Origin of the sequence: Ochrobactrum sp. AP1BH01-1, from assembly GCF_018066705.1 — a bacterium.
In the GTDB taxonomy this organism is placed as follows: domain Bacteria; phylum Pseudomonadota; class Alphaproteobacteria; order Rhizobiales; family Rhizobiaceae; genus Brucella.
This window is the reverse complement of record NZ_JAGPOU010000003.1, coordinates 149,522-170,698: the sequence shown is the minus strand read 5'-3', so window position 1 is coordinate 170,698 and position 21,177 is coordinate 149,522. Positions and strand designations below refer to the sequence as shown.

Genomic DNA, 21,177 nt, shown 5'->3' with positions numbered 1-21,177 from the left:
ATGGCCCCTCGCTCGCGAGCAAAACGCATCGCCGACGGGTTCCTGTCGGCGATGGCCGTGCTTGGCTTGTGGCAGACCGTGGTGACGGTCTGGCAGATGCCCCGCTTCATCTTGCCCGGCCCGCTCGATGTCGTGCAATCTCTGATCGCCAATGCCCGGTTGATCGCCGATAATGCCATCGTGACGGTCGCGGAAGTGCTGGGCGGCCTGATGCTCGGCTCCGTGATCGGCGTGCTGACGGCAATCGGCCTGATGATGTCACCGCTGGCGCAGCGGCTCGTCATGCCTGTGATGGTATTCAGCCAGGCGATCCCGATTTTCGCGCTTGCCCCGATCCTCACGCTCTGGCTCGGCTATGGCCCAGCATCGAAGATCGCCGTCACTATTCTGATGATCTTTTTTCCCGTCGTTTCCACCTTCCTCGATGGAATGCAGCGGACCGATCAGACGCTCATCAACGCCGCCGAAAATCTGGGCGCCGGGCGGATGCATATTCTCTTCAGCATACGCATACCGGCGGCCTTCCCATCGCTTGCCTCGGGACTGAGCCTTGCAAGCGTCTATGCGCCCATCGGCGCTGTAGTCGGCGAATGGGTTGGTGCTTCGAAAGGGCTTGGCTATCTGATGCTGCTTGCCAATGGCCGCGCCAAGGTGGACCTCATGTTCGCAAGCCTTTTCGTGCTCGCCGCCTTCACCATGCTTTTGCATGCGACGGTTTCCTTTTTTGCGCGCAAGCTTGCCGCCTGGCCGCGCAAAACGGCATGAAAAAACCGGCGGGGAAACCGCCGGTTTTCACACTCATTCAGATCGCCATCAAGCCAGCGTGTAGGCCGTCTTGACCGTCGTGTAGAACTCGGCAGCATAGCGGCCCTGCTCGCGCGGACCGTAGCTCGAACCCTTGCGTCCGCCGAACGGCACGTGGAAATCGACACCGGCGGTCGGCAGGTTGACCATGACCATGCCCGCTTCCGAATTGCGCTTGAAATGCGTGGCATGTTTCAGGCTCGTCGTGCAGATGCCCGCCGACAGGCCGAAATTCGTATCGTTGGCGGTGGCAAGCGCTTCTTCATAATCCTTGACGCGGATGACCGAGGCGACCGGGCCAAAAATTTCCTCGCGGCTGATGCGCATCTGGTTGGTCGCTTCCGTGAACAGTGCGGGCTGGAGATAGAAGCCCGGCGTTTCACGGTTGAGGCGCTCGCCGCCAAAGGCAAGCTTGGCGCCTTCCTTGCGGCCGATCTCGATATAGTCCATGTCCTGCTTGAGCTGGCTCTCATCGACCACCGGGCCAATATGGGTGCCCTGCTTCAGCGCATTGTCGACCGTCACGGTCTTGAGCTTTTCAATGGCGGCGGCAACGAACTTGTCGTGGATGCCCTCCGTCACGATGATGCGCGACGACGCCGTGCAGCGCTGGCCGGTGGAGAAGAAGGCCGAATTGACGACCGATTCCACAGCGACGTTGAGATCGGCGTCATCCAGAACCACGACCGGATTCTTGCCGCCCATTTCAAGCTGGAAGCGACGATTGTGCTCGATGGATGCAGCCGCAACGCGCTTGCCGGTGCCGGTTGAGCCGGTGAAGGTCACGGCATTGACGTCAGCGCTATCCAGGATGGTCTGGCCGACCACCGAACCCCTGCCCATGACGAGATTGAGAACGCCCTTCGGCAGACCGGCGCGATGCAGGATATCGACAATCGCCCAGGAGCAGCCCGGTACGAGGTCGGCCGGTTTGAAGACAATCGTGTTGCCATAGCAAAGGGCCGGAGCGATCTTCCAGGCCGGGATGGCAATCGGGAAATTCCATGGCGTGATGATGCCGACGACGCCGACCGGCTCGCGAGTGATTTCAACGCCGATGCCGGGACGCGCGGAAGGCAGAACTTCGCCTGCCAGACGAAGGCACTCGCCAGCGAAGAAATCGAAAATCTGGCTGGCGCGGATGGTTTCGCCGATGCCCTCGGCAAGCGTCTTGCCCTCCTCGCGTGACAGAAGACGGCCAAGCTCGTCCTTGCGCGCCAGAATCTCGTCTGCGGTTTTGCGCAGGATCGCATGGCGTTCCAGAATGCCGGAGCGCGACCAGGCCGGGAAAGCGGCCTTTGCAGCCGCAATCGCTGCCTTGGTGTCTTCGGCTGTTGCCCGCGCATAGGTCCCCACGACATCATTGGTGTCCGAAGGATTGATGTTAGCGCTCCCGTCGCCGCCGACCCATTCGCCCGCAATCAGATTTTGATGAATTGTCATGAAACTCTCCCTGTGCACCGCACTGATATATCTCACGATGACCCTTCACCCATGAGCGGCGGAATTGCAAGGCCACAGCCGTCTTGTAACGAAAAAAGTGAAAATTAGGCTCGGGCTGCGGCCTTGAAAGGCGCGCCTTGCAAATTTGTCACAGTCAATGACCAGTTGACCAAATCGTCATTTTTCGCCTTGGCAAATCTTTCTGCTCATTTATTGTGCACCCATCTGCAACACTGGCAAGAGGTATGAGATGCGTGTCTATTACCCATTCCCGATGGTGCCCAGTGTTCGCGCGGGCGCTTCCAAGCTTTAAGTCTTTGGCCCGCAATGCAGGCTGAGGCCTGAACGCCCTCCCTAAAAGGGCCTATTCCAAAACTTCCAAATTTGCCGCAGCCGTAACCGGCTGCTTGTTTCGTCTTTATTTTCACGCATCGTCCGACGCCAAACCGCTTCGCACTTTTGCTGAAAATGCTTTTAAAGGAACCAGAATCCGCTCAAGCGCGGCCTGGTATTGTAGATATGACTCGGTTTCGCATAGATTTCCGGGGACCTGCTTTCCGCAATGTCCTCGGCTACACTTTCGGCCACTGGCGAAGTCAGCCCCTGCGGCTGACGCTGATGATAATCGGCATGCTGCTCGCAACAGCCGCAGATGTCTTGACACCGCTTTATTCCGGGCGGCTCGTCGACGCGCTTTCGCTGGGCAATAACGGTGCATGGGACGCCGCCATTCACGCGCTGATCGTCCTGCTTGCGCTGGGTGCGCTCGCGCTGATCACTCGACAGCTGACCTTCTATGTCATCACTGACTTCACCTTGAAGATCATGAGCGACATGGCAGCAAGCTCGTTCCGCAGGCTGCAGCGGTTCTCGACCGACTGGCATGCCAATGCCTTTGCCGGATCGACGGTGCGTAAAGTCTCGCGTGCCATGTGGGCGCTCGACCTGCTCAACGATACGCTGATCGTGGCGCTGCTGCCATCGATCCTGATGCTGCTCGGCTCGGTCGCGCTTCTCTCGTGGTACTGGCCGCTGATGGGCCTGCTGGTTGCCATCGGCTCGGTGCTGTTCATCGTCTGCACCATCGTGATCTCGCTCGGCTTCGTCGCCCCTGCGGCAACGCTTGCCAATAGCTGGGACACGCGCATGGGCGGCGCTTTGGCCGATGCGATTTCGTGCAATGCCGTCGTCAAGGCATTCGGCGCGGAAAGCCGCGAAGATGTGCGTCTTGCCAAGGTCGTGACCAAGTGGCGCGGCCGCACGCGCCGCACATGGCTGATCGGTACGCTGAACGGCTTCATTCAGGGTGCGAACCTCCTGGTAATGCGCGGCGTGGTCATTGCCTTTGCGCTCTATCTGTGGAGCCAGGGCAAGGCGACCGCCGGCGACATCACCTTCGTCCTGACCGCCTTCTTCATGCTGCAAGGCTATCTGCGCGATGTGGGCATGCATATCCGCAACCTGCAGCGTTCGGTCAACGACATGGAGGAACTGGTCGATATCGAAGCGCAGCCTTACGGCATTGCCGACAAGCCGGGTGCTCCGGCCATCAAAATTGGAAATGGCGAGATCACTTTCGATCACGTCACCTTCCATTACGGCAATCACGATGCGGCTCTCTATCGCGACTTCTCGGTCAGGATCGAGGCTGGCGAACGCGTCGGTCTGGTCGGGCATTCGGGTTCGGGCAAGACGACCTTCGTCAAGCTGATCCAGCGGCTTTACGATGTCAGCGGCGGCGCGATCCGCATCGACGGGCAGAACATTGCCGATGTCACGCAGGCATCGCTCAGATCGCAGATCGCCATCGTGCAACAGGAGCCGATCCTGTTTCACCGGACGCTGGCCGAGAACATCGTCTATGCCCGCCCCGGCGCGACACAGGCGGAGATCGAGGAAGCTGCGAAGCTTGCAAGCGCACACGACTTCATCAGCCGTCTGCCGAAGGGCTATGCGACGCTCGTCGGTGAACGCGGCGTGAAGCTGTCGGGCGGTGAGCGCCAGCGTGTCGCCATTGCCCGTGCGTTTCTGGCAGATGCACCGATCCTTATTCTGGACGAGGCCACATCGAGCCTCGATTCAGAATCGGAAGTGCTGATCCAGCAGGCGATGGAACGGCTGATGGTGGGCCGCACGACGCTTGTCATCGCACACCGGCTTTCGACGGTTCGTGCGCTTGACCGGCTGCTGGTCTTCGACAAGGGCAAGATCCTGGAAGAAGGCGACCATGACGCGCTTATCCGCAAGCCGGGTGGCATCTATCGCCGCCTGTTCGAGCGGCAGGCACTGGAACTGACCAAGGGACTGGAAGACGTCATTTCGTAATCCAGAGCGGGATGCTTCCATTGACAGGGCCGGATAAATTCCGGCCCTGTTTTTTGTAACTGTTTGTTTTTTCGCATGTCTTTTCACCTGAACCGTTTCCCGCTTTCGGGAGACATGCTCCATTCATCATCCATTCAGATCACGGTGCGTATCAGGCGCACCTCAAGCGTGCCCCAAACGTGAGTTGACATTTCCATGACGGAAATGTGACAGGCTTTTTGTGAAATATTGGGAGTGAGTGAGTAGAACATGCCGGGTGTGATGGAAAATGCTGCTGAGCGACGCTGGAGCGACGGCGCGATTTTCGGGCCTGCCCGTATTGCCTGGCCGCTGCGCCTGGCCGTCATTGCGCTTGCTTCCGTCGTGCTTTCGACCTTGCTGGTTTTCGCCATCGAATGGATCGTGCGAGGCTCGTTCACCGAAACGATGCAGTTCTTCCGCACCCCGCACAAGCCTGCATGGACGACCGTAGCGCTTTTCGTCGTCGTGCTCACCGCAAGCGACGCCATTTTCGGGCGCATCCATTATGGCTTCATTGTTGTCGGGCCGCTGGCGCTGATTGCAGCCACGACCGCCCGTGAGAAAAGCCTTTATCTCGGTGACCCGCTTTACCCGAGCGATTTTCTCTATGCCCGTCAGATCGTCGACCTTCTGCCGCTTCTGGTGCGCGACCGCCCGTGGAGTGCCCTAGGCATAGCCCTGCTGCTCATTGCCTCGGCAGCATTGATGATCACCGTGACGCTGTTCTGGTGGCGGCGTTTCGATCCGATCCCGTGGAAAGGGCGTATGCTGCGCCTCGCCTTCGCGCTGCCGCTGCTGGCCTGGTTCGCGGTTATTTCAGACTATGCCAGCTTCTCGCTGGCGCGCGACCGGCTGCGCATTCTGCCCATCATGTGGGACCAGAAGGAAAATTACGCGCATAACGGCTTCACCATGGCCTTTATCCTCAATGTGCCAATGGCTACCGTGTTTGCCCCGGAAGGCTATTCTCCCGAGGCCATTGCCGCCATCGAACCGCCTGCGCAGCTGATCCCGGCCGCCTTCGACAGCAGCAAGCCGGACGTCATCATGGTGATGAGCGAATCCTTCTGGGACCCGACGCGCCTTCCGGGCGTGGCTTTCAGCGCCGATCCGATCCCGACAGTCCGGGCGGAACAATCCGGCCATGTCTTCTCCCCGGAATTCGGCGGCATGACCGCCAATGTCGAATTCGAGGCACTGACCGGCTTTTCCAAGGCGTTCCTGCCTTCGGGCAGCATTCCCTATCAGCAATATATCCGTCGCCCGCTTCCCTCCCTTGCCAGCTTTTTCAAGGATCAGGGCTATGCGACGCGCGCTATCCATCCCTATCGCCAATGGTTCTGGAACCGCGGTCCCGTCTATGAAAGCATGGGCTTCGACCGGTTCATGTCGGAAGAAAACATGCCGCCTCTGGAAAAGCGCGGCGCGCTGGCATCCGACGCTGCCTTGACCGATGAGATCATCCGCGAAGCGGATTCCATGGATGCGCCGTTCTTCTTCTTTGCCGTCTCTCTTCAGGGACATGGCCCATACGAGGCCAACCGCTATCCGGATTCCAAACTTGACGTGCAGACCGACGGTGGCGAGCATACCCGCCAATCGATCCGCTCCTATTCGCAAGGCGCCATGGATGCCGATGCGAGCCTCGCACGGCTGATGGACTGGGCGTCCAAGCGGGAGCGCGAAACCATTCTCGTCTTTTTCGGTGATCACCTGCCGCCGCTCGGGCCCGTCTATGTCGAGACCGGCTTCATGGCGAACCGGGTCGCAAGTCGCACGGCACCTGCCGCCGATATGATGCTGCAGCATGAAACCCCATTGGTTCTGTGGTCGAACAAGCGCGGCGCCGAGCGGGGAACGGGTACGATCAGCCCGGCCTTCCTGCCGCTGCACATTCTGGACATGGCCGGGATGCAGCATCCCTATTACACCGGCTTCCTGCGCCAGTTGCGCGAACGCTACCGCGTCGTTGACAATTATGCGGTTTTCGACCGGTCGGAGAATGCAGAGGAAGGCTGGCAGCAACGGCCACCTTTCCCGCCGCTCCTGCGCGACTATCAAATGCTGCAATATGACATGATCTTCGGCAGCAATTTCGCCCGCGAGCGCTTCTTCCCCTCGCGACCTGAACAGAGCTAACATTTTGCCCCTAAACGGGCGCCTTGCCGGACGACTGGCGGATAATGAGCTTGTAGTCTATCCGCCGCGAGGCCGATAAATGGCCGGTTTCGATCTGGTCGAGAAGCATGTCCGCCGCGTCGCGGGTCATCTCGAAAATCGGCTGGCGGACGGTGGTGATCTGTGGCGAAACCATGCTGGCGATCGCGCTGTCATCAAAGCCGACCACTGTCAGCTGATCGGGTATCGCAATGTTGCGGTCATAAGCGACCTGCATGACGGCAGCCGCCATATCGTCGTTTGACGCAAACACCGCCGTCGGCGGCTCATCGAGCGAAAGCAGTTGCTTTCCGGCAGCAAGGCCGCTCGCAAAACTGAAACCACCCTGCGCCTCATAATCCCGATTGCGGTCGATCCCCGCCTGTTCCAGCGCGCGCCGATAGCCCGCGAGGCGCAGTTCCGCCGAACGGTGCGTCGGATCGCCGATGACGATGGCGATCCGGCGGTGGCCGAGTTTCAGAAGATATTCCATGAGGTCGAAGGCAGCAGCCTCGTCATCAATCGTGACACTATCCGTCGGGTGCACATTCACATCGCCCGCGACCCGGGCAAATGGCATTGCCGATGCCGTCAATTCGGCCAGGATTTCAGGATCATCCGACATGGGGGGCGTCACGATGATGCCGTCGAGCCCGGAAGCATGCGCGGTTTCGATCAGCGCGCCACGAATGTCCTCACGATTTTCGACGGGAAAGATCAGCAGGCGGTATCGCGTGCCGCGAAGCCGTTCCAGCGCACCCATCTGCAATTCGGTGACGTAGCTGGCGCTCGGATTTTCGAAGAAAAGACCGATCAGGTGAGACCGGCGTTCGACAAGGTTGCGGGCGGCGGCATTGGGGCGGTATCGCAACTCGCTTCCCGCCTGCCGGACCTTTTCGCGGATGGCCTCGCGCACATTCGGTTCGTCATTGTAGACGCGTGAAACTGTCTTGATCGACACGCCGGCAAGGCGTGCCACATCATGAATGGTTGCTCGTTTTCCTGCTGCGGCCATATCGGATCGTCTCCCTCCCTCTCCGATCTATCCTTCTGTTTTCACGCATTATCCGACGCAAAACCGCTTCGCACTTTTGCTGGAAATGCTCTAACCGCTTCGCCGCAAAACGAAAAGAGAAATCAGGGAATTGAGCAGACCCGCGATCGCGTCAGAAAGCGAACCTCGCGGCCATTGTCGAGGGAAAACATGCCTCCGCGTCCGGGAACGACATCGATGATGAGTTCGGTATGTTTCCAGGCTTCATATTGCGGACCGCTTATATAGACCGGAGCACCGCCGATTTCTCCGAGTTTCACATCCGTATCGCCCACGATGAATTCGCCTTGCGGATAGCACATCGGCGATGACCCATCGCAACATCCACCCGACTGGTGGAACATGATCGGCCCATATTCGGCCTGCAATTCCCGGATGAGATCAAGCGCCGCCGCTGTGGCGCTCACCTGTCCGTGGTCCTTATCGGGGCTTCTCTCCGCCATGTCCTCCTCCCGGGAAGACGAGCGGGCACTTATGCAATGCCCGCTCGAAATGTGCATTTTACCGCATCTTTGTTGCGCTGTGGGATATTATTGCGTGAGATCCATGACCACACGACCTTCAATATTGCCCTGCCGCATATCATCAAAAATGGAGTTGATGTCTTCCAGCTTTTCAGTGCGGATAGTGGCTCGCACCTTACCATCACTGGCAAAGTCGAGCGACTCCTGCAGATCAAGCCGTGTTCCGACAATCGATCCGCGCACGGTGACGCCGTTCAGCACCATGTTGAAGATGGAGAGCGGGAAGTCGCCGGGCGGCAGGCCGTTCAGCGAGACAGTTCCGCCGCGCGATACCATGCCCAGAGCCTGTTCGAACGCAATCGGTGAAACCGCGGTAACCAGCACGCCCTGCGCGCCGCCATCGGTTTCCTTTTTAATGTAAGCTGCCGGATCGTTGTGCGTCTTGGCGTTGACAGTCACCGTTGCACCGAGCTTCCGCGCAAGATCGAGCTTCCGGTCGTCGATGTCGATGGCGGCGACATTGAGCCCCATGGCCTTGGCATATTGCACCGCCATATGCCCCAATCCACCCACGCCCGAGATCACCACCCAGTCGCCGGGCTTGGTGTCCGTTACCTTGAGCCCCTTGTAAACTGTCACGCCTGCACAGAGGACCGGCGCGATTTCGTTGAAATCTATGTTCTTCGGCAAGTGTCCGACGAAATTCGGATCAGCAACCACATACTCGGCGAAGCCGCCATTGACCGAATAGCCCGTATTCTGCTGTTCTTCGCAAAGCGTTTCCCATCCGCCAAGGCAATGGCGACAGTGGCCACAGGCTGTGTAGAGCCAGGGAACGCCCACACGGTCTCCTTCCTTGACATGCTTGACGCCGCTGCCCACCGCGGAAACAAAACCGACGCCCTCATGGCCCGGAATGAATGGTGGATTGGGCTTCACCGGCCAATCGCCTTCGGCTGCGTGCAGATCGGTATGGCAGACACCAGAGGCCTGGATGGCGACCTGAATCTGCCCCGGTCCGGGCTCGGGTATTGGCACCTCGTCGATCGTCAGCGGCTTTCCGAACGCACGCACCACAGCGGCTTTCATAGTCTTTGCCATGAAGTTTCTCCTTCGTTGTCGAATCGAGCTGGCTTCCTGGGGGAGGGAAGAAATGAATGTCGAAGATTCAATGCTCACCGGAGCTGATCGAAGGTCGCCCGGGCGTTTCCGCCCAGGCCCCTTGGGAGGGTATTCAGAGCCGTTATGCTCGACGCAATACTATCATGCAGAACGGCACAGCCCTTGATCATGCGCAATGCGAAGACATTTTTCTCCGCATTGCGTTTGCAGGTTCCAGTTTTAGAAGAAACCCAATTTCTTCGGGCTGTAGCTCACCAGCATGTTCTTGGTGTTCTGGTAGTGGTCGAGCATCTTCAGATGGTTCTCGCGACCGATACCCGACTGCTTGTAGCCGCCAAAGGCCGCATGGGCCGGATAGGCGTGGTAGCAGTTGGTCCAGACGCGGCCCGCCTGAATGGCGCGACCGAAGCGATAGGCGCGCGTCCCGTCGCGCGTCCATATGCCCGCACCAAGGCCATAGAGCGTGTCATTGGCGATTGAGAGCGCCTCCGCATCGTCCTTGAAGGTAGCAACAGACACGACCGGTCCGAAGATTTCCTCCTGGAAAATACGCATCTTGTTATTGCCCTTGAAGACGGTCGGCTTGACGTAATAGCCGCCGGCAAGATCGCCCGGCAGAATGTTGCGCTCACCACCCGCCAGCACTTCGGCACCTTCCTGACGGCCGATGTCGAGATAGCTCAGAATCTTCTCGAGCTGCTCGCTGGAAGCCTGCGCGCCGATCATCGTGGCGGGATCGAGGGGATCGCCCTGCACGATCGCTTCCACACGCTTCAGCGCCTTTTCCATGAACCTGTCGTAGATCGATTCATGGATGAGCGCGCGGCTCGGACAGGTGCAGACCTCACCCTGGTTGAGCGCGAACATCACGAAGCCTTCAATGGCCTTGTCGAGGAAATCGTCATCTTCCGCTGCAACATCCTTGAAGAAGATGTTCGGCGACTTGCCTCCCAGTTCCAGCGTAACCGGAATGAGGTTCTGGCTGGCATATTGCATGATCAGGCGTCCGGTCGTCGTTTCGCCGGTGAAGGCGATCTTGGCGATGCGGGGGCTCGATGCGAGCGGTTTGCCCGCCTCAAGGCCAAACCCATTAACGACGTTGACGACACCTGGCGGCAGCAGATCGCCGATCAGGTCCATAAGCACCAGAATTGACGCGGGCGTCTGCTCGGCCGGTTTGAGGACCACGCAGTTGCCCGCGGCAAGTGCTGGCGCAAGCTTCCATGTCGCCATGAGAATCGGGAAATTCCACGGAATGATCTGACCAACAACGCCAAGCGGTTCATGGAAGTGATAGGCGACCGTGTCGTGATCGATTTCCGAAATGCCGCCTTCCTGGGCGCGGATGACGCCTGCAAAATAGCGGAAGTGATCGATAGCGAGCGGCAGGTCGGCATTGGTGGTCTCGCGGATAGGCTTGCCATTGTCCCATGTTTCGGCGGCAGCAAGCGCAGGCAGGTTTTCCTCAATCCGGTCGGCAATGCGATTGAGGATGAGCGCGCGTTCAGCCGCGCTCGTCCTGCCCCATGCATCCTTGGCGGCATGCGCTGCGTCGAGAGCCGCCTCCACATCGGCGGCATCCGAACGGGCTACCTCGCAAAGCACCTGTCCATTGACGGGCGATGTGTTGTCGAAATAGCGCCCCGATTTGGGCTCGACCCATTTGCCGCCGATGAAGTTTCCATAACGCTTTGCAAAAGCCGGCTTCACGGTCCGGCTGAATTCAACCTTGTTCATGACATCCTCCCAGAAACAACGCTGCTCCTACAGCGCTTCATGGTTGAGGATCGCGCGACAGCGGGGAAGAGTCATCCCGCGCATTCAAGCTCGCAAGATCATGTGTCGCAATATTGAGACAGTTTCGCCGACCTATTTCAGCGCGGCTTGATCAGTGCGCACGGATGATCTTGAGGCGGTTCAGCTTGCGATGCAGCGTCGCCCGGCTGATGCCCAGAAGCTGCGCGGCGGAGGAAATATTGCCCTCGGCGCGGGCAAGTGCCCGCAGGATCACGCCGCGCTCCGATTCAGCCATGTCCTCGCGCGGGTCGGCGGGCGTTCCCAGAAGATCGGCGGCAGGCAACGGACCCGCCAGAGCGTCGTCATCAAGCTCCAGCGCAAGCCGTGCGGCGCGCGTCGCGCCGATAACGAGGTCGTCCTTGTCGACGGCGATCAGCGCGCCGCCGGTGCGGTCGGGGCTGGGAGCCAGCATGATACGGGCATCAGGAAAAGCCTGGCGGAAATTTTCAGCCTCGATGCGCCGCGCAGCGTCGATGACGGCCACCGATATGAGCTGCGCAAAAGCCTCGGTCAGGTCGGCGCGACAGGAGGAAACATCCAGCGCCGCCATCAAGCGCCCCTGATGGTCGTGGATCGGGGCGACCGTGCAGGAAAGCCCGATATTGCGCGTATGAAAATGCTGGTCGCGATGGATCGTCAGCGGGCGCTGTTCGACGATGCAGGTGCCGATGCCGTTCGTGCCTTCGCTCTGTTCGCTCCAGACAGCACCGGTCCAGAGCCCCCAACGGTAGAAGGTGTCGTCATCGCCCGGCGCGCCGCGCCGTTCGACCGGCACGCCCTCACTGTCGGCCAGAAGCACGCAGCAGCCGACACCACCGACAGCCAGATAAAGGCGGTCCATACTGGCTTGCGCTATGCTGACGAGGCGTTCGATACGCTGATGGGCCGTCCGGAACTCGCCATCGGAAAGTGTGCGCACCGATCCCGGCTCGGCAGGGTCGAGCCCATGCAGTTCCGCCGAGCGCCGCCATGAGGCGACCAGAGCGGACCGTGCAGCCCCGCCCGCCGTCATGATCGCGGACTGGATTCGATCGGCATGTGTTCGGTCTTGCGGTGTGCCCATCTTTTCCTCCCAGGAAGGCTGGAACCCGCTTTATGGAAGGATAATGACCGCTCAGAACACAACTGGCAAGTGCGGCTAAAGATTGAGAGGGATCAGGCGACCAGTGCCGACTTCATATATTCCTCAAGCGAGGAAACTTCAGCCGCATTAAGCCGAAGGCCGAGTTTCGTGCGCCGCCACAAAATATCCTCGGCGCTCATTGCCCATTCATTCTCGTGCAGATAGCGCACTTCGGCTTCATAAAGATCGGCACCGAAATGCTTTCCCATATCGGCAAGCGAAACCGCTTCCCCGAGCAGATTATGGATACGCGTTCCATATTGCCGAAACAGCCGCCGCGCATGAGCAGGCGTCAGGAAGGAATAGGCGGCATTTATCTTTTGCAACTCACGCCCGAACTCGACATCCACGAAATCGCCGCCGGGCAAAGGCGCGGCATGGGTCCATGGCTTCCCCCTTGACCCGAGCCGATGCTCGATCTTCTCCAGCATATGTTCGGCCAGCCGGCGCGCCGTGGTCAGCTTGCCGCCGAAAACATTGACCAAGGGTGCAAGTCCATCAGGAGCATCTTCTTTCAGCACATAATCGCGGGTCGCTTCCTGTGCCGCGCTCGCGCCGTCATCATAAAGCGGACGCACGCCTGAATATGCCCACACAATGTCTGCGCGCCTGACAGGCTCCTTGAAATATTCGCTTGCCGCAGCACACAGATAGTCGGTCTCGCCTTCCGTGATCGCAACCTTGGCCGGATCGCCCTCATAGTCCTGATCGGTCGTGCCGATCAGGGTGAAGTCGTCCTCATAGGGAATCGCAAATATGATGCGCCCGTCATTGTTCTGGAAGAAATAGGAGCGCGGATCGGAGAATTTCCTGCGCACTACAATATGACTGCCCTGAACAAGACGGACATTGTGAAGCTGCCGGTCTCCCTCCACACCCTGCAGCACCTTGTCGGCCCAGGGACCGGCGGCATTGACCAGCAGGCGGGCGCGAACCTCCTCGCGCTCGTGCGTGTCGGTATCTTCCAATGTGATGGTCCAGTATTCCCTGTCACGGCGGGCCGCCACGACCCTGGTCCGGGTGCGGATCATCGCGCCGCGATCCGCAGCATCCCGGGCGGTCAAGGCGACGAAGCGCGCATCGTCGACCCAGCAGTCCGAATATTCGAATGCCTTGGTAAAAAGCGGCTTCAAGGGCGCGGCCGCCGGATCGGAGCGCATATCGAGCGTACGCGTGGCGGGAAGCTTCTTGCGCCCGCCCAGATGGTCGTAGAGGAACAGGCCCAGCCTCAGCAGCCATGCAGGGCGTACTCCGCCCTTGTGATAGGGCAGCACGAACCGCATCGGATGAATGATGTGCGGGGCGTTGGCCCACAGCACTTCGCGCTCCATCAGTGCCTCACGCACCAGACGAAATTCATAATGCTCAAGATAGCGCAATCCGCCATGAATGAGTTTGGTTGCCCGCGAAGAAGTGCCGCTGGCCAGATCGTTCATCTCGGCCAGACCAACCGAAAATCCCCGGCCGACCGCATCACGCGCGATACCGCATCCATTGATGCCGCCGCCGATTACAAAAATGTCGAATAGTTTCTCTTGCGCCATGGCGAACCCCGAAGACCGCTCTCCGAAAACCAAAGCGAATATAATTGATTTGATACGAAAGCAAATCGAAAATGAAACGAAACTAAGTTCCCTTTTCTGCTATCCGGCTTTCCCCAAGCGTTTCAATCAGCTCGACCTCGTGTTCGCGGCAAAGCTCCCGCAACTGGTTCGACGGGCAATGGTCGGTAATGAAAGTGTCGATCTGCGATATGTGACCGATACGCACCGGGGCCGTTCTCTCCAGCTTTGTGGCGTCGGTCACCAGAATTACATGGCGGGCATTGGCAATGATCGCCTGCGCCACCTTCACTTCCCGGAAATCGAAATCGAGCAGAGCCCCGTCCTCGTCCATGGCGGAAGCACCGATGATCGCATAATCGACCTTGAACTGCCGGATGAAATCAACGGCGGCTTCGCCGACGATTCCTCCATCCGACGGACGCACGACACCGCCGGCGACAATCACCTCTATCGAGGCGTGAACGCGCAGCGTGTTGGCAACATTGATGTTGTTCGTGATGACCATCAGATTATTGTGGTCGACCAGCGCCTGACTGACGGCTTCGGTCGTGGTGCCAATATTGATGAACAATGAAGCACCGTCGGGAATGATTTCTGCGGCAGCGCGGCCGATTGCCTCCTTTTCATGTGCAGCGATGCGGCGCCGTGCTTCATATTCCATGTTCTCGACTCCGGACGGATAGAGCGCCCCGCCATGGATACGACGCAGCATGCGAGCACGGCAGAGGTCGTTCAGGTCCTTGCGCACCGTTTGCGGCGTCACTTCGAAAGCCGCGGCAAGATCGTCCACCAAAACCTGCCCCTGTTTGCGAGCGAGCTCTAGAATTGCATTGTGACGGGGAGTGAGCTGCATTGTTATCCTGAGGCTGGTTTCATTCCGTTTGCTCTCGGATAATTTCGCGGTTTTTCAATAGAAAGCAACCACTTCAGCCCAAATGGCTTCCAGCGGCGCCGCTTTCCGGCAATTTTCGACACCGGCAACAAACTCAAGCGGCGGCTTATCCGGCCGAAGACTGGGCGAAAATGCGCAGCCGTCCGACTGACGCGCCTGGAGTTGCGCGCCCGGAAACAGGAAGCGATCGGCATTTACAAAAATGAAAGACAAATTATTCAATCGAGATCGAACTTCTCGCCATACATCCGGTGCAGCTTGCACGCCACTTCCGTCCGGTTTGCGGCACCGATCTTCTTCATGATGTTATGCACGTGAGCCTTGACGGTGCCTTCGCTCATGCCAAGCTCAAAGGCGATGATCTTGTTCGATTTGCCAATTCGGATTGCATGGACAACCTCAATCTCGCGCGTGGTAAGCAATTCTCCCAGAACGTCGTCATCAATATCCGTCGGCGCGGTTTGAAACACCAGCGAGGCCGGCACATACATGCCGCCGGCGGTGGCAAGATGAATGGCTTCGACGCAGACTTTTATATCCACCGAAGTGGGAATATAGCCGCGAGCACCGATCTCCATGGCGCGTACGACCTGAGCCCACTCCTCGCGTTCAGCGAGAAAAACCACCGGCACCGGACGCCAGAGCTCAATCACCGACTGTAGCTTTTCGGAGAAAAACGGGTCGGCCAAACGCTTCGAGCCTATATTGATGAGAACGACAGCAACATCGTCGGTCGGATCTGCGAGCTCGATCGCTGCCAAGGTTTCCACGGGAAGCTTCAATCCGTTCAATACCAGCCCGTTATAGAGACACTGCCGTTCAAGGTTGCTCTTGCATATGAGCAACATGCGCCGTTCCTGTGCGGCTTCAATGCCTGCGGGGTTGCCCCTATCACCCGCATGCTCCGAAGCGGTCCAAATGCTATCCCCTCTTGCTTCCAACATGTGATGCTCCCGGCATACTCAAGTTGCTCTATGTTTATGCATCCCACTATTACTTTCGTCAGAGACGAGTGTTTTCCAATGCTTGTCCGGATAGACCTCTAGCCAGGACAAGCGCAAATATTGCTATCGGGAAATAGTTGTGTCATTAACTTATGTTAGCAATGCATAAAATTTATGACCGCTCATAAGAAAGACTTTAACGGCGGTAGATATAGGCTCTATATCTTTCGTTTAGTTGATTTCTGATTTTAGTGAAACCTGAGATACCGCGTTCGCAGTTACGTATCTCATGCTTAAAGATATTCATGCTCCAGGCAGAAATTTCCAACCGGTTGCTCATGCATTTTTTCAAACGGAAGATCGCCAAGTAATTTTACAAAAAGTGATCCAGGCGCATTTCCATTTGCTTGATGAGATAAGCGCCCTAACTGTCCGTTCTAATGCGCATTCTTGCCGAAAGGCTGTTTCGCACATATCGGAATACGCTCTATTGGGTTGAAAATGCACAACATTGGCAAGCAAACCACAGACCCATCGACGGAAGCGCTCATTGCTTTATTGGAGGCCCCTCCAATTTTCGCCAAGCTGGAAGCGCGGGAAACAGACGCGCTTTCCTCTCTCACTGTTATCGAAAACGACTTTGCCGCCGATGCTGCAATCATCAGGCAAGGGGAGCGAATTAGAAGCCTCCATCTCGTGCGTTCCGGCTGGGGATGTGTCTATCGCGACTTGTCCAGCGGCGAACGGCAGATCATCGACTTCCCTATGCGGAGCGATTTTCTAGGGCTCAGAACAGCCGATGGTTACAGTTACAACACCGTCACGGCAATTACGCCCATGTCGGTTTTCGAGATTCCGCTTGCCTCGCTTGAAACCTCAATTGAGCGTGCGCCGCGCCTCAGCCTGATCTTTATAGAGCTTCTTGCACGCCAGCGATCCATGCTGGTCGAGCATCTTACCAATATCGGATGCCGCGCTGCTTTCGTCCGCACCGCGCATCTGTTTCTTGAACTTTCCGACCGTGTGCAATCGTGCGGCATGGGCGATGCAAATTCCTTCTATTGCCCGCTGACACAATATCAACTTGCCGATGCGCTGGGGCTGACGCCAATTCATCTCAACCGGATGCTGCGCGACTTGCGTAAAGAAGGGCTGATCCTGTTCCGTTCGAACCGGGTGGAAATTCTGGACCGCAAACGCGTGGTTGCCCTTGCCCAGTACGATGGCGAGTTCATGCGTATGTCGGTTTTCGGGAAAGAGGATTAAGAAGCTGAAGCAATCCGTCTTTATGCCACTTGCGGGATCGAGCTTGCTCAGCGCCTATAAGCACGCGACGTATGCGCAACTCACCGCTGACGATGAGCGCCTGCCGGACATTAAAGGAAGAGAAAAACGATTTCAGCTTTTTAAGATGGTCGGAGTGAGAGGATTCGAACCTCCGACCCCCTCGTCCCGAACGAGGTGCGCTACCAGGCTGCGCTACACTCCGTGACCATGTGGCCTTGACCATTGAGGCGGCTTATAACGCTCCAGATTTCAAGCCGCAAGTGCATCTTGTCGTTTTTTTGAATGCCGAACCCGAAAAGCTGGAAAGAGCTTCAAACGGTCTCGAAAACCGGCAGCGTCCCGCCGCCAAACGCCACAAAATTGGGGTTGGCAAAACCGGCAACACCTTCGCTGGCGCGCTGGCCATAGGAAAGCGGTATTCCATCAAAAGTCGTCGTAAGGCCACCGGCGGCGCGCAACACCGCATCGCCTGCCGCCGTATCCCACTCCATGGTGGGGCCGAAACGCGGATAAATATCGGCTTCTCCACTGGCAATCAGGCAAAACTTCAGCGACGAACCGATGGAAACGCAGTCGCTGATCCTGTTATCGCTCAAAAACTTTTCCGTCGCAGGATTGTTGTGCGAGCGGCTGCAGACAGCCACCCGCTCCGCCCCATGGATACGCACCGCTATCCCACGCCGTGTTCCGACTGCATGATCTTTGGTCGTCGTTATTTCTTCGGCACCGCTGCTGGTTCCGATAAACAGGCGATTGCGAACGGGTGCATAAACGAGGCCCAGCGTCGGAATACCGTCTTCGATCAGGCCGATATTCACCGTGAAATCGCCGTTGCGGAGCAGGAATTCGCGTGTTCCGTCAAGGGGATCAACCAGCAGGAATTGCCTTCCCAGTTGCGAAGGCAGGCGCCCCGCCGCCACTTCCTCTTCAGCCACAACCGGAATATCCGGGGCGACCGCAGCAATCGCCGAAAGGATGATGGCCTCCGCGTCACGATCTGCTTCCGTGACCGGGGAAGAATCTTTCTTGCTGTGAACCGCGCAACCATTGGCATAGTGCTTCATGATGACGCGCCCGGCCTCAAGTGCCGCTTCCTGCAGCACGGCAAGCATTGCTTCGCCGCTCGAATCGGCTTTCGGGGAGGCTGAAATCTTCATTTGCTCAGATTGACCAGGAATCGCTGCCATAACTGCCGATGATACCACGTTCGGCAAGGTACTTTTCTACTTCCGCGACGAGTTCGTCAACGTCCCGGCCCGTCGTGTTCAGCCGGAGCTCGGGCGATACCGGCGGCTCATAGGGAGAATCGATGCCGGTGAAAGCCTTTATCTCGCCGCGCAAGGCCTGCGCATAAAGGCCCTTGGGATCGCGGGCGATGCATTCCTCTATCGGCGTATCGACGAAGATTTCGACAAATTCACCTTCAGGCAGCCGGGAGCGAATGCGATCCCGCTCAGCCCGAAAAGGCGAGATGAAGGAAACCAGCACCACCAGCCCCGCATCGGTCATCAAACGGGCAACCTCACCGACACGACGAATATTTTCTGCCCTGTCCTCTTCGGAAAAGCCAAGATCGCTGTTGAGACCGTGGCGAACGTTATCGCCGTCCAGCAAGTAGGTATGCTTGCCGAGCGCATGGAGCCGCTGTTCCAGCCGGTTGGCGATGGTGGACTTGCCGGAGCCGGACAGGCCCGTAAACCACAGCACAGCCGGTTTCTGGAATTTCTGCGCCGCGCGTGCCTGCTTGTCGAGATCGAAGGATTGCAGATGCACATTCGTCGCCTGACGAAGCGCGCTGTCGATCATTCCAGCACCAACGGTCGCGTTGGTAAGCCGGTCGATCAATACGAACGCGCCCGTTACACGATTGTCGGCGTAAGGGTCGAAGGCTATCTGGTCCACGGTCTGCAGATGGCAAAGCCCGATCTCGTTGAGGTCGAGACGGGATGCATCCTTCCGGGTGAAGCTGTCGACATCGGTTCTGTATACGATTTCATTGATCGTTACCGGCGTCTGATCCGTCTCTGTGCGCAGCAGATAGGAACGGCCGGGATGCAATGCCTCTTCACCGAACCAGACTATATTGGCGGCGAAACGATCAGCCACTTCGGGTCGGGATTCCGTCCCTACCAGCATGTTTCCGCGCGAAACCTCGATCTCATCTTCCAGCACCAGAGTGACGGCCTGGCCTTCCGAAGCACGGGAGAGGTCACCGTCATAAGTGGCAATGCGCTTCACGCGGGAAGTCTTGCCCGATTTGGCTACCACGACGGCATCGCCGGCGCTGATCGAACCGGATGCGACAGTGCCGGAGAAACCGCGAAAATCGAGATTGGGCCGGTTCACATATTGCACCGGGAACCGAAAGGGCTTTGCCACCGCTTCCGTGTCGATGCGCACGGTTTCCAGATGTTCCAGCAGATGCGGCCCCTGATACCAGCCCATGCGGGCAGACGGCTGGGTAACATTGTCGCCAAAACGAGCCGAAAGCGGAATAGGCTGGATGCTGACAAAGCCGAGTTCCCTGGCGAAGCTCATATAGTCGGCAACGATGCGCTCGAAGGCCTCCTGCGAGAAATCGACCAGATCGATCTTGTTCACCGCCAGAACGATATGACGGATACCAAGTGCGGCGGCAATGAAGGAATGGCGGCGGGTCTGGGTCAACACGCCCTGCCGGGCGTCGACCAGCACGATGGCAAGATCGGCAGTCGATGCGCCGGTTGCCATGTTGCGCGTATATTGCGCATGACCCGGCGTGTCCGCGACGATGAATTTGCGGCGAGGCGTCGAAAAGAAGCGATAGGCGACATCGATGGTGATGCCCTGCTCCCGCTCGGCTTCCAGACCGTCAACCAGCAAGGCGAAGTCGAAATCGTCGTCCGTGGTTCCAAACTTGCGGCTGTCGTTCTTCAACGAAGCAAGCTGGTCCTCGAAGATCAGTTTCGTGTCGTAAAGCAGGCGTCCGATGAGCGTTGACTTTCCGTCATCCACCGAACCGCAAGTGAGGAAGCGTAGCAGTGTCTTGCGTTCCTGATCGGCCAGAAAATCACTGACTGCGGCATTGGTCGCAACAGGCTTGATTATCGCATTCATCAGAAATAGCCCTCGCGCTTTTTTTTCTCCATCGACCCGGCCTCGTCGCGATCGATGGCGCGTCCCTGCCGCTCGGATGTACGGGCGATCAGCATTTCCTCGACAATATCGGAGAGGTCAGCCGCACTGGATTCAATTGCGCCGGTCAGCGGATAGCAGCCAAGCGTGCGGAACCGCACCAGACGGTTTTCCACCTGTTCTCCCGGACGCAGCTTCATGCGGTCGTCATCGACCATGATCAGCATGCCGTCGCGTTCGACCACCGGGCGATGCGCTGCAAAATAGAGCGGCACGATGGGGATATTCTCTTGCAGGATATATTGCCAGATATCGAGCTCGGTCCAATTCGACAGCGGGAAGACGCGGATCGATTCTCCAGCGGAAACGCGTGTGTTATAGATCTTCCACATTTCGGGACGCTGGTTCTTGGGGTCCCAACCGTGCTGCGCATTACGGAAAGAAAAGATACGCTCCTTGGCGCGGGATTTTTCTTCGTCGCGACGGGCGCCGCCAAATGCAGCATCGAACTTGTACTTGTCGAGCGCCTGCCGCAAGGCAACCGTTTTCATCACATGGGTGTGGACGTTAGACCCGTGAGTGAAAGGGCCGATTCCTTCACGCACGCCATCCTCATTGATATGCACGAGCAGTTCAAAGCCCTTCTCGCGGGCCTGCGCATCGCGAAATTCGATCATCTCGCGGAACTTCCATGTCGTATCGACATGCAGAAAGGGAAAGGGCGGCGGCGCCGGATAGAATGCCTTCATCGCCAGATGCAGCATGACGGAAGAATCCTTGCCGACCGAGTAAAGCATCACCGGATTGGAAAAACTTGCCGCAACCTCGCGAAAAATATGGATCGCTTCCGCCTCAAGGCGCTGCAGATGCGTGAGGTTCTTGATCAGGGATGCATGATGCACGACTAGTTACTCCCGGCAACCGGATGGAATCTCGATACTCGCGGGAAGGTTGGCGTAAGCCTTCATCCGGCGCAGATGCGGCAAGAGCCACAGTGCGCGCATTGTCGTGAAATGATGCGGAAAAGTGAAAGAAACCTATCGCGTATTGCAACTGCCTTGCGCG

The 21,177-nt window shown here is 58.1% G+C and carries 17 protein-coding genes and 1 tRNA gene; 4 read left to right on the top strand and 14 right to left on the bottom strand.

Annotation, left to right across the window (positions count from 1 at the left end; genetic code table 11):
- Window positions 1–765, top strand: coding sequence for an ABC transporter permease (locus J9800_RS11435; protein ID WP_114214626.1), 765 nt, complete (start codon window positions 1–3; stop codon window positions 763–765).
- A gap of 48 nt (window positions 766–813) precedes the next feature.
- Here the strand turns inward: J9800_RS11435 and J9800_RS11430 are convergent, their stop codons facing one another.
- Window positions 814–2,247 carry an aldehyde dehydrogenase family protein gene (locus J9800_RS11430; RefSeq protein WP_112589623.1) on the bottom strand — a complete coding sequence of 478 codons (1,434 nt, stop codon included), beginning with the start codon at window positions 2,245–2,247 and terminating at the stop codon, window positions 814–816.
- Between the two features lie 519 nt (window positions 2,248–2,766).
- On the opposite strand from J9800_RS11430, the gene J9800_RS11425 reads away from it, so the two are divergent.
- Both J9800_RS11425 and J9800_RS11420 read left to right on the top strand, forming a co-directional pair.
- Window positions 2,767–4,572, top strand: coding sequence for an ABC transporter ATP-binding protein (locus tag J9800_RS11425; RefSeq protein ID WP_114214262.1), 1,806 nt, complete (start codon window positions 2,767–2,769; stop codon window positions 4,570–4,572).
- A gap of 249 nt (window positions 4,573–4,821) precedes the next feature.
- Entirely contained in the window at window positions 4,822–6,732 is a 1,911-nt protein-coding gene (locus J9800_RS11420) for an LTA synthase family protein (protein ID WP_114214263.1), read from the top strand.
- Between the two features lie 10 nt (window positions 6,733–6,742).
- Here J9800_RS11420 and J9800_RS11415 read toward each other — a convergent pair whose 3' ends face one another.
- From J9800_RS11415 to J9800_RS11375, 9 genes are all read right to left on the bottom strand, one after another.
- Window positions 6,743–7,765 (bottom strand): LacI family DNA-binding transcriptional regulator, encoded by a 1,023-nt coding sequence (locus tag J9800_RS11415; RefSeq protein ID WP_114214264.1) that lies wholly within the window; start codon window positions 7,763–7,765, stop codon window positions 6,743–6,745.
- Between the two features lie 122 nt (window positions 7,766–7,887).
- Window positions 7,888–8,247, bottom strand: a complete 360-nt coding sequence (locus J9800_RS11410; RefSeq protein WP_112589282.1) for a DUF779 domain-containing protein — start codon at window positions 8,245–8,247, stop codon at window positions 7,888–7,890.
- A gap of 87 nt (window positions 8,248–8,334) precedes the next feature.
- Window positions 8,335–9,369, bottom strand: coding sequence for an alcohol dehydrogenase AdhP (gene adhP / locus J9800_RS11405; protein WP_114214265.1), 1,035 nt, complete (start codon window positions 9,367–9,369; stop codon window positions 8,335–8,337).
- 240 nt (window positions 9,370–9,609) lie between these two features.
- Window positions 9,610–11,127, bottom strand: a complete 1,518-nt coding sequence (gene adh, locus J9800_RS11400; RefSeq protein ID WP_114214266.1) for an aldehyde dehydrogenase — start codon at window positions 11,125–11,127, stop codon at window positions 9,610–9,612.
- A 151-nt stretch (window positions 11,128–11,278) separates the two neighbouring features.
- Window positions 11,279–12,250, bottom strand: a complete 972-nt coding sequence (locus J9800_RS11395; RefSeq protein WP_112589288.1) for a GAF domain-containing protein — start codon at window positions 12,248–12,250, stop codon at window positions 11,279–11,281.
- A gap of 92 nt (window positions 12,251–12,342) precedes the next feature.
- Entirely contained in the window at window positions 12,343–13,854 is a 1,512-nt protein-coding gene (glpD, locus tag J9800_RS11390) for a glycerol-3-phosphate dehydrogenase (RefSeq protein ID WP_114214267.1), read from the bottom strand.
- 82 nt (window positions 13,855–13,936) lie between these two features.
- Window positions 13,937–14,728 carry a DeoR/GlpR family DNA-binding transcription regulator gene (locus tag J9800_RS11385; protein ID WP_112589292.1) on the bottom strand — a complete coding sequence of 264 codons (792 nt, stop codon included), beginning with the start codon at window positions 14,726–14,728 and terminating at the stop codon, window positions 13,937–13,939.
- Between the two features lie 54 nt (window positions 14,729–14,782).
- Window positions 14,783–15,031 carry a hypothetical protein gene (locus J9800_RS11380; protein ID WP_162792606.1) on the bottom strand — a complete coding sequence of 83 codons (249 nt, stop codon included), beginning with the start codon at window positions 15,029–15,031 and terminating at the stop codon, window positions 14,783–14,785.
- Window positions 14,986–15,711, bottom strand: coding sequence for a response regulator transcription factor (locus J9800_RS11375; RefSeq protein WP_114214269.1), 726 nt, complete (start codon window positions 15,709–15,711; stop codon window positions 14,986–14,988). The genes J9800_RS11380 and J9800_RS11375 overlap by 46 nt, the downstream gene beginning before the upstream one ends.
- Window positions 15,712–16,212: 501 nt before the next feature.
- On the opposite strand from J9800_RS11375, the gene J9800_RS11370 reads away from it, so the two are divergent.
- Complete coding sequence (locus J9800_RS11370) at window positions 16,213–16,977, top strand: Crp/Fnr family transcriptional regulator (protein WP_114214270.1); 765 nt, start codon at window positions 16,213–16,215, stop codon at window positions 16,975–16,977.
- Window positions 16,978–17,123: 146 nt separating this feature from the next.
- Here the strand turns inward: J9800_RS11370 and J9800_RS11365 are convergent.
- The 4 genes from J9800_RS11365 to cysD all read right to left on the bottom strand — a co-directional run bounded on the left by J9800_RS11365 (window position 17,124) and on the right by cysD (window position 21,014).
- A tRNA-Pro gene (locus J9800_RS11365) sits at window positions 17,124–17,200 on the bottom strand.
- Window positions 17,201–17,309: 109 nt separating this feature from the next.
- The gene (cysQ, locus tag J9800_RS11360; RefSeq protein WP_114214271.1) at window positions 17,310–18,155 is read right to left on the bottom strand and encodes a 3'(2'),5'-bisphosphate nucleotidase CysQ; all 846 of its coding nucleotides are present in this window, start codon (window positions 18,153–18,155) and stop codon (window positions 17,310–17,312) included.
- Between the two features lie 4 nt (window positions 18,156–18,159).
- A complete protein-coding gene (cysN, locus tag J9800_RS11355) occupies window positions 18,160–20,094 on the bottom strand; it encodes a sulfate adenylyltransferase subunit CysN (RefSeq protein ID WP_114214272.1) in 1,935 nt (644 codons plus the stop codon).
- Entirely contained in the window at window positions 20,094–21,014 is a 921-nt protein-coding gene (gene cysD, locus J9800_RS11350; RefSeq protein WP_112589302.1) for a sulfate adenylyltransferase subunit CysD, read from the bottom strand. The genes cysN and cysD overlap by 1 nt, the downstream gene beginning before the upstream one ends.
- Window positions 21,015–21,177: the final 163 nt, after the last annotated feature.

Bases quoted from the DNA above. Each gene is read 5' to 3' on its own strand.
- J9800_RS11435 (WP_114214626.1), top strand. From the start codon at position 1: ATGGCCCCTCGCTCGCGAGCAAAACGCATCGCCGACGGGTTCCTGTCG.
- J9800_RS11430 (WP_112589623.1), bottom strand. From the start codon at position 2,247: ATGACAATTCATCAAAATCTGATTGCGGGCGAATGGGTCGGCGGCGAC.
- J9800_RS11425 (WP_114214262.1), top strand. From the start codon at position 2,767: ATGACTCGGTTTCGCATAGATTTCCGGGGACCTGCTTTCCGCAATGTC.
- J9800_RS11420 (WP_114214263.1), top strand. From the start codon at position 4,822: ATGCCGGGTGTGATGGAAAATGCTGCTGAGCGACGCTGGAGCGACGGC.
- J9800_RS11415 (WP_114214264.1), bottom strand. From the start codon at position 7,765: ATGGCCGCAGCAGGAAAACGAGCAACCATTCATGATGTGGCACGCCTT.
- J9800_RS11410 (WP_112589282.1), bottom strand. From the start codon at position 8,247: ATGGCGGAGAGAAGCCCCGATAAGGACCACGGACAGGTGAGCGCCACA.
- adhP (WP_114214265.1), bottom strand. From the start codon at position 9,369: ATGGCAAAGACTATGAAAGCCGCTGTGGTGCGTGCGTTCGGAAAGCCG.
- adh (WP_114214266.1), bottom strand. From the start codon at position 11,127: ATGAACAAGGTTGAATTCAGCCGGACCGTGAAGCCGGCTTTTGCAAAG.
- J9800_RS11395 (WP_112589288.1), bottom strand. From the start codon at position 12,250: ATGGGCACACCGCAAGACCGAACACATGCCGATCGAATCCAGTCCGCG.
- glpD (WP_114214267.1), bottom strand. From the start codon at position 13,854: ATGGCGCAAGAGAAACTATTCGACATTTTTGTAATCGGCGGCGGCATC.
- J9800_RS11385 (WP_112589292.1), bottom strand. From the start codon at position 14,728: ATGCAGCTCACTCCCCGTCACAATGCAATTCTAGAGCTCGCTCGCAAA.
- J9800_RS11375 (WP_114214269.1), bottom strand. From the start codon at position 15,711: ATGTTGGAAGCAAGAGGGGATAGCATTTGGACCGCTTCGGAGCATGCG.
- J9800_RS11370 (WP_114214270.1), top strand. From the start codon at position 16,213: ATGCACAACATTGGCAAGCAAACCACAGACCCATCGACGGAAGCGCTC.
- cysQ (WP_114214271.1), bottom strand. From the start codon at position 18,155: ATGAAGATTTCAGCCTCCCCGAAAGCCGATTCGAGCGGCGAAGCAATG.
- cysN (WP_114214272.1), bottom strand. From the start codon at position 20,094: ATGAATGCGATAATCAAGCCTGTTGCGACCAATGCCGCAGTCAGTGAT.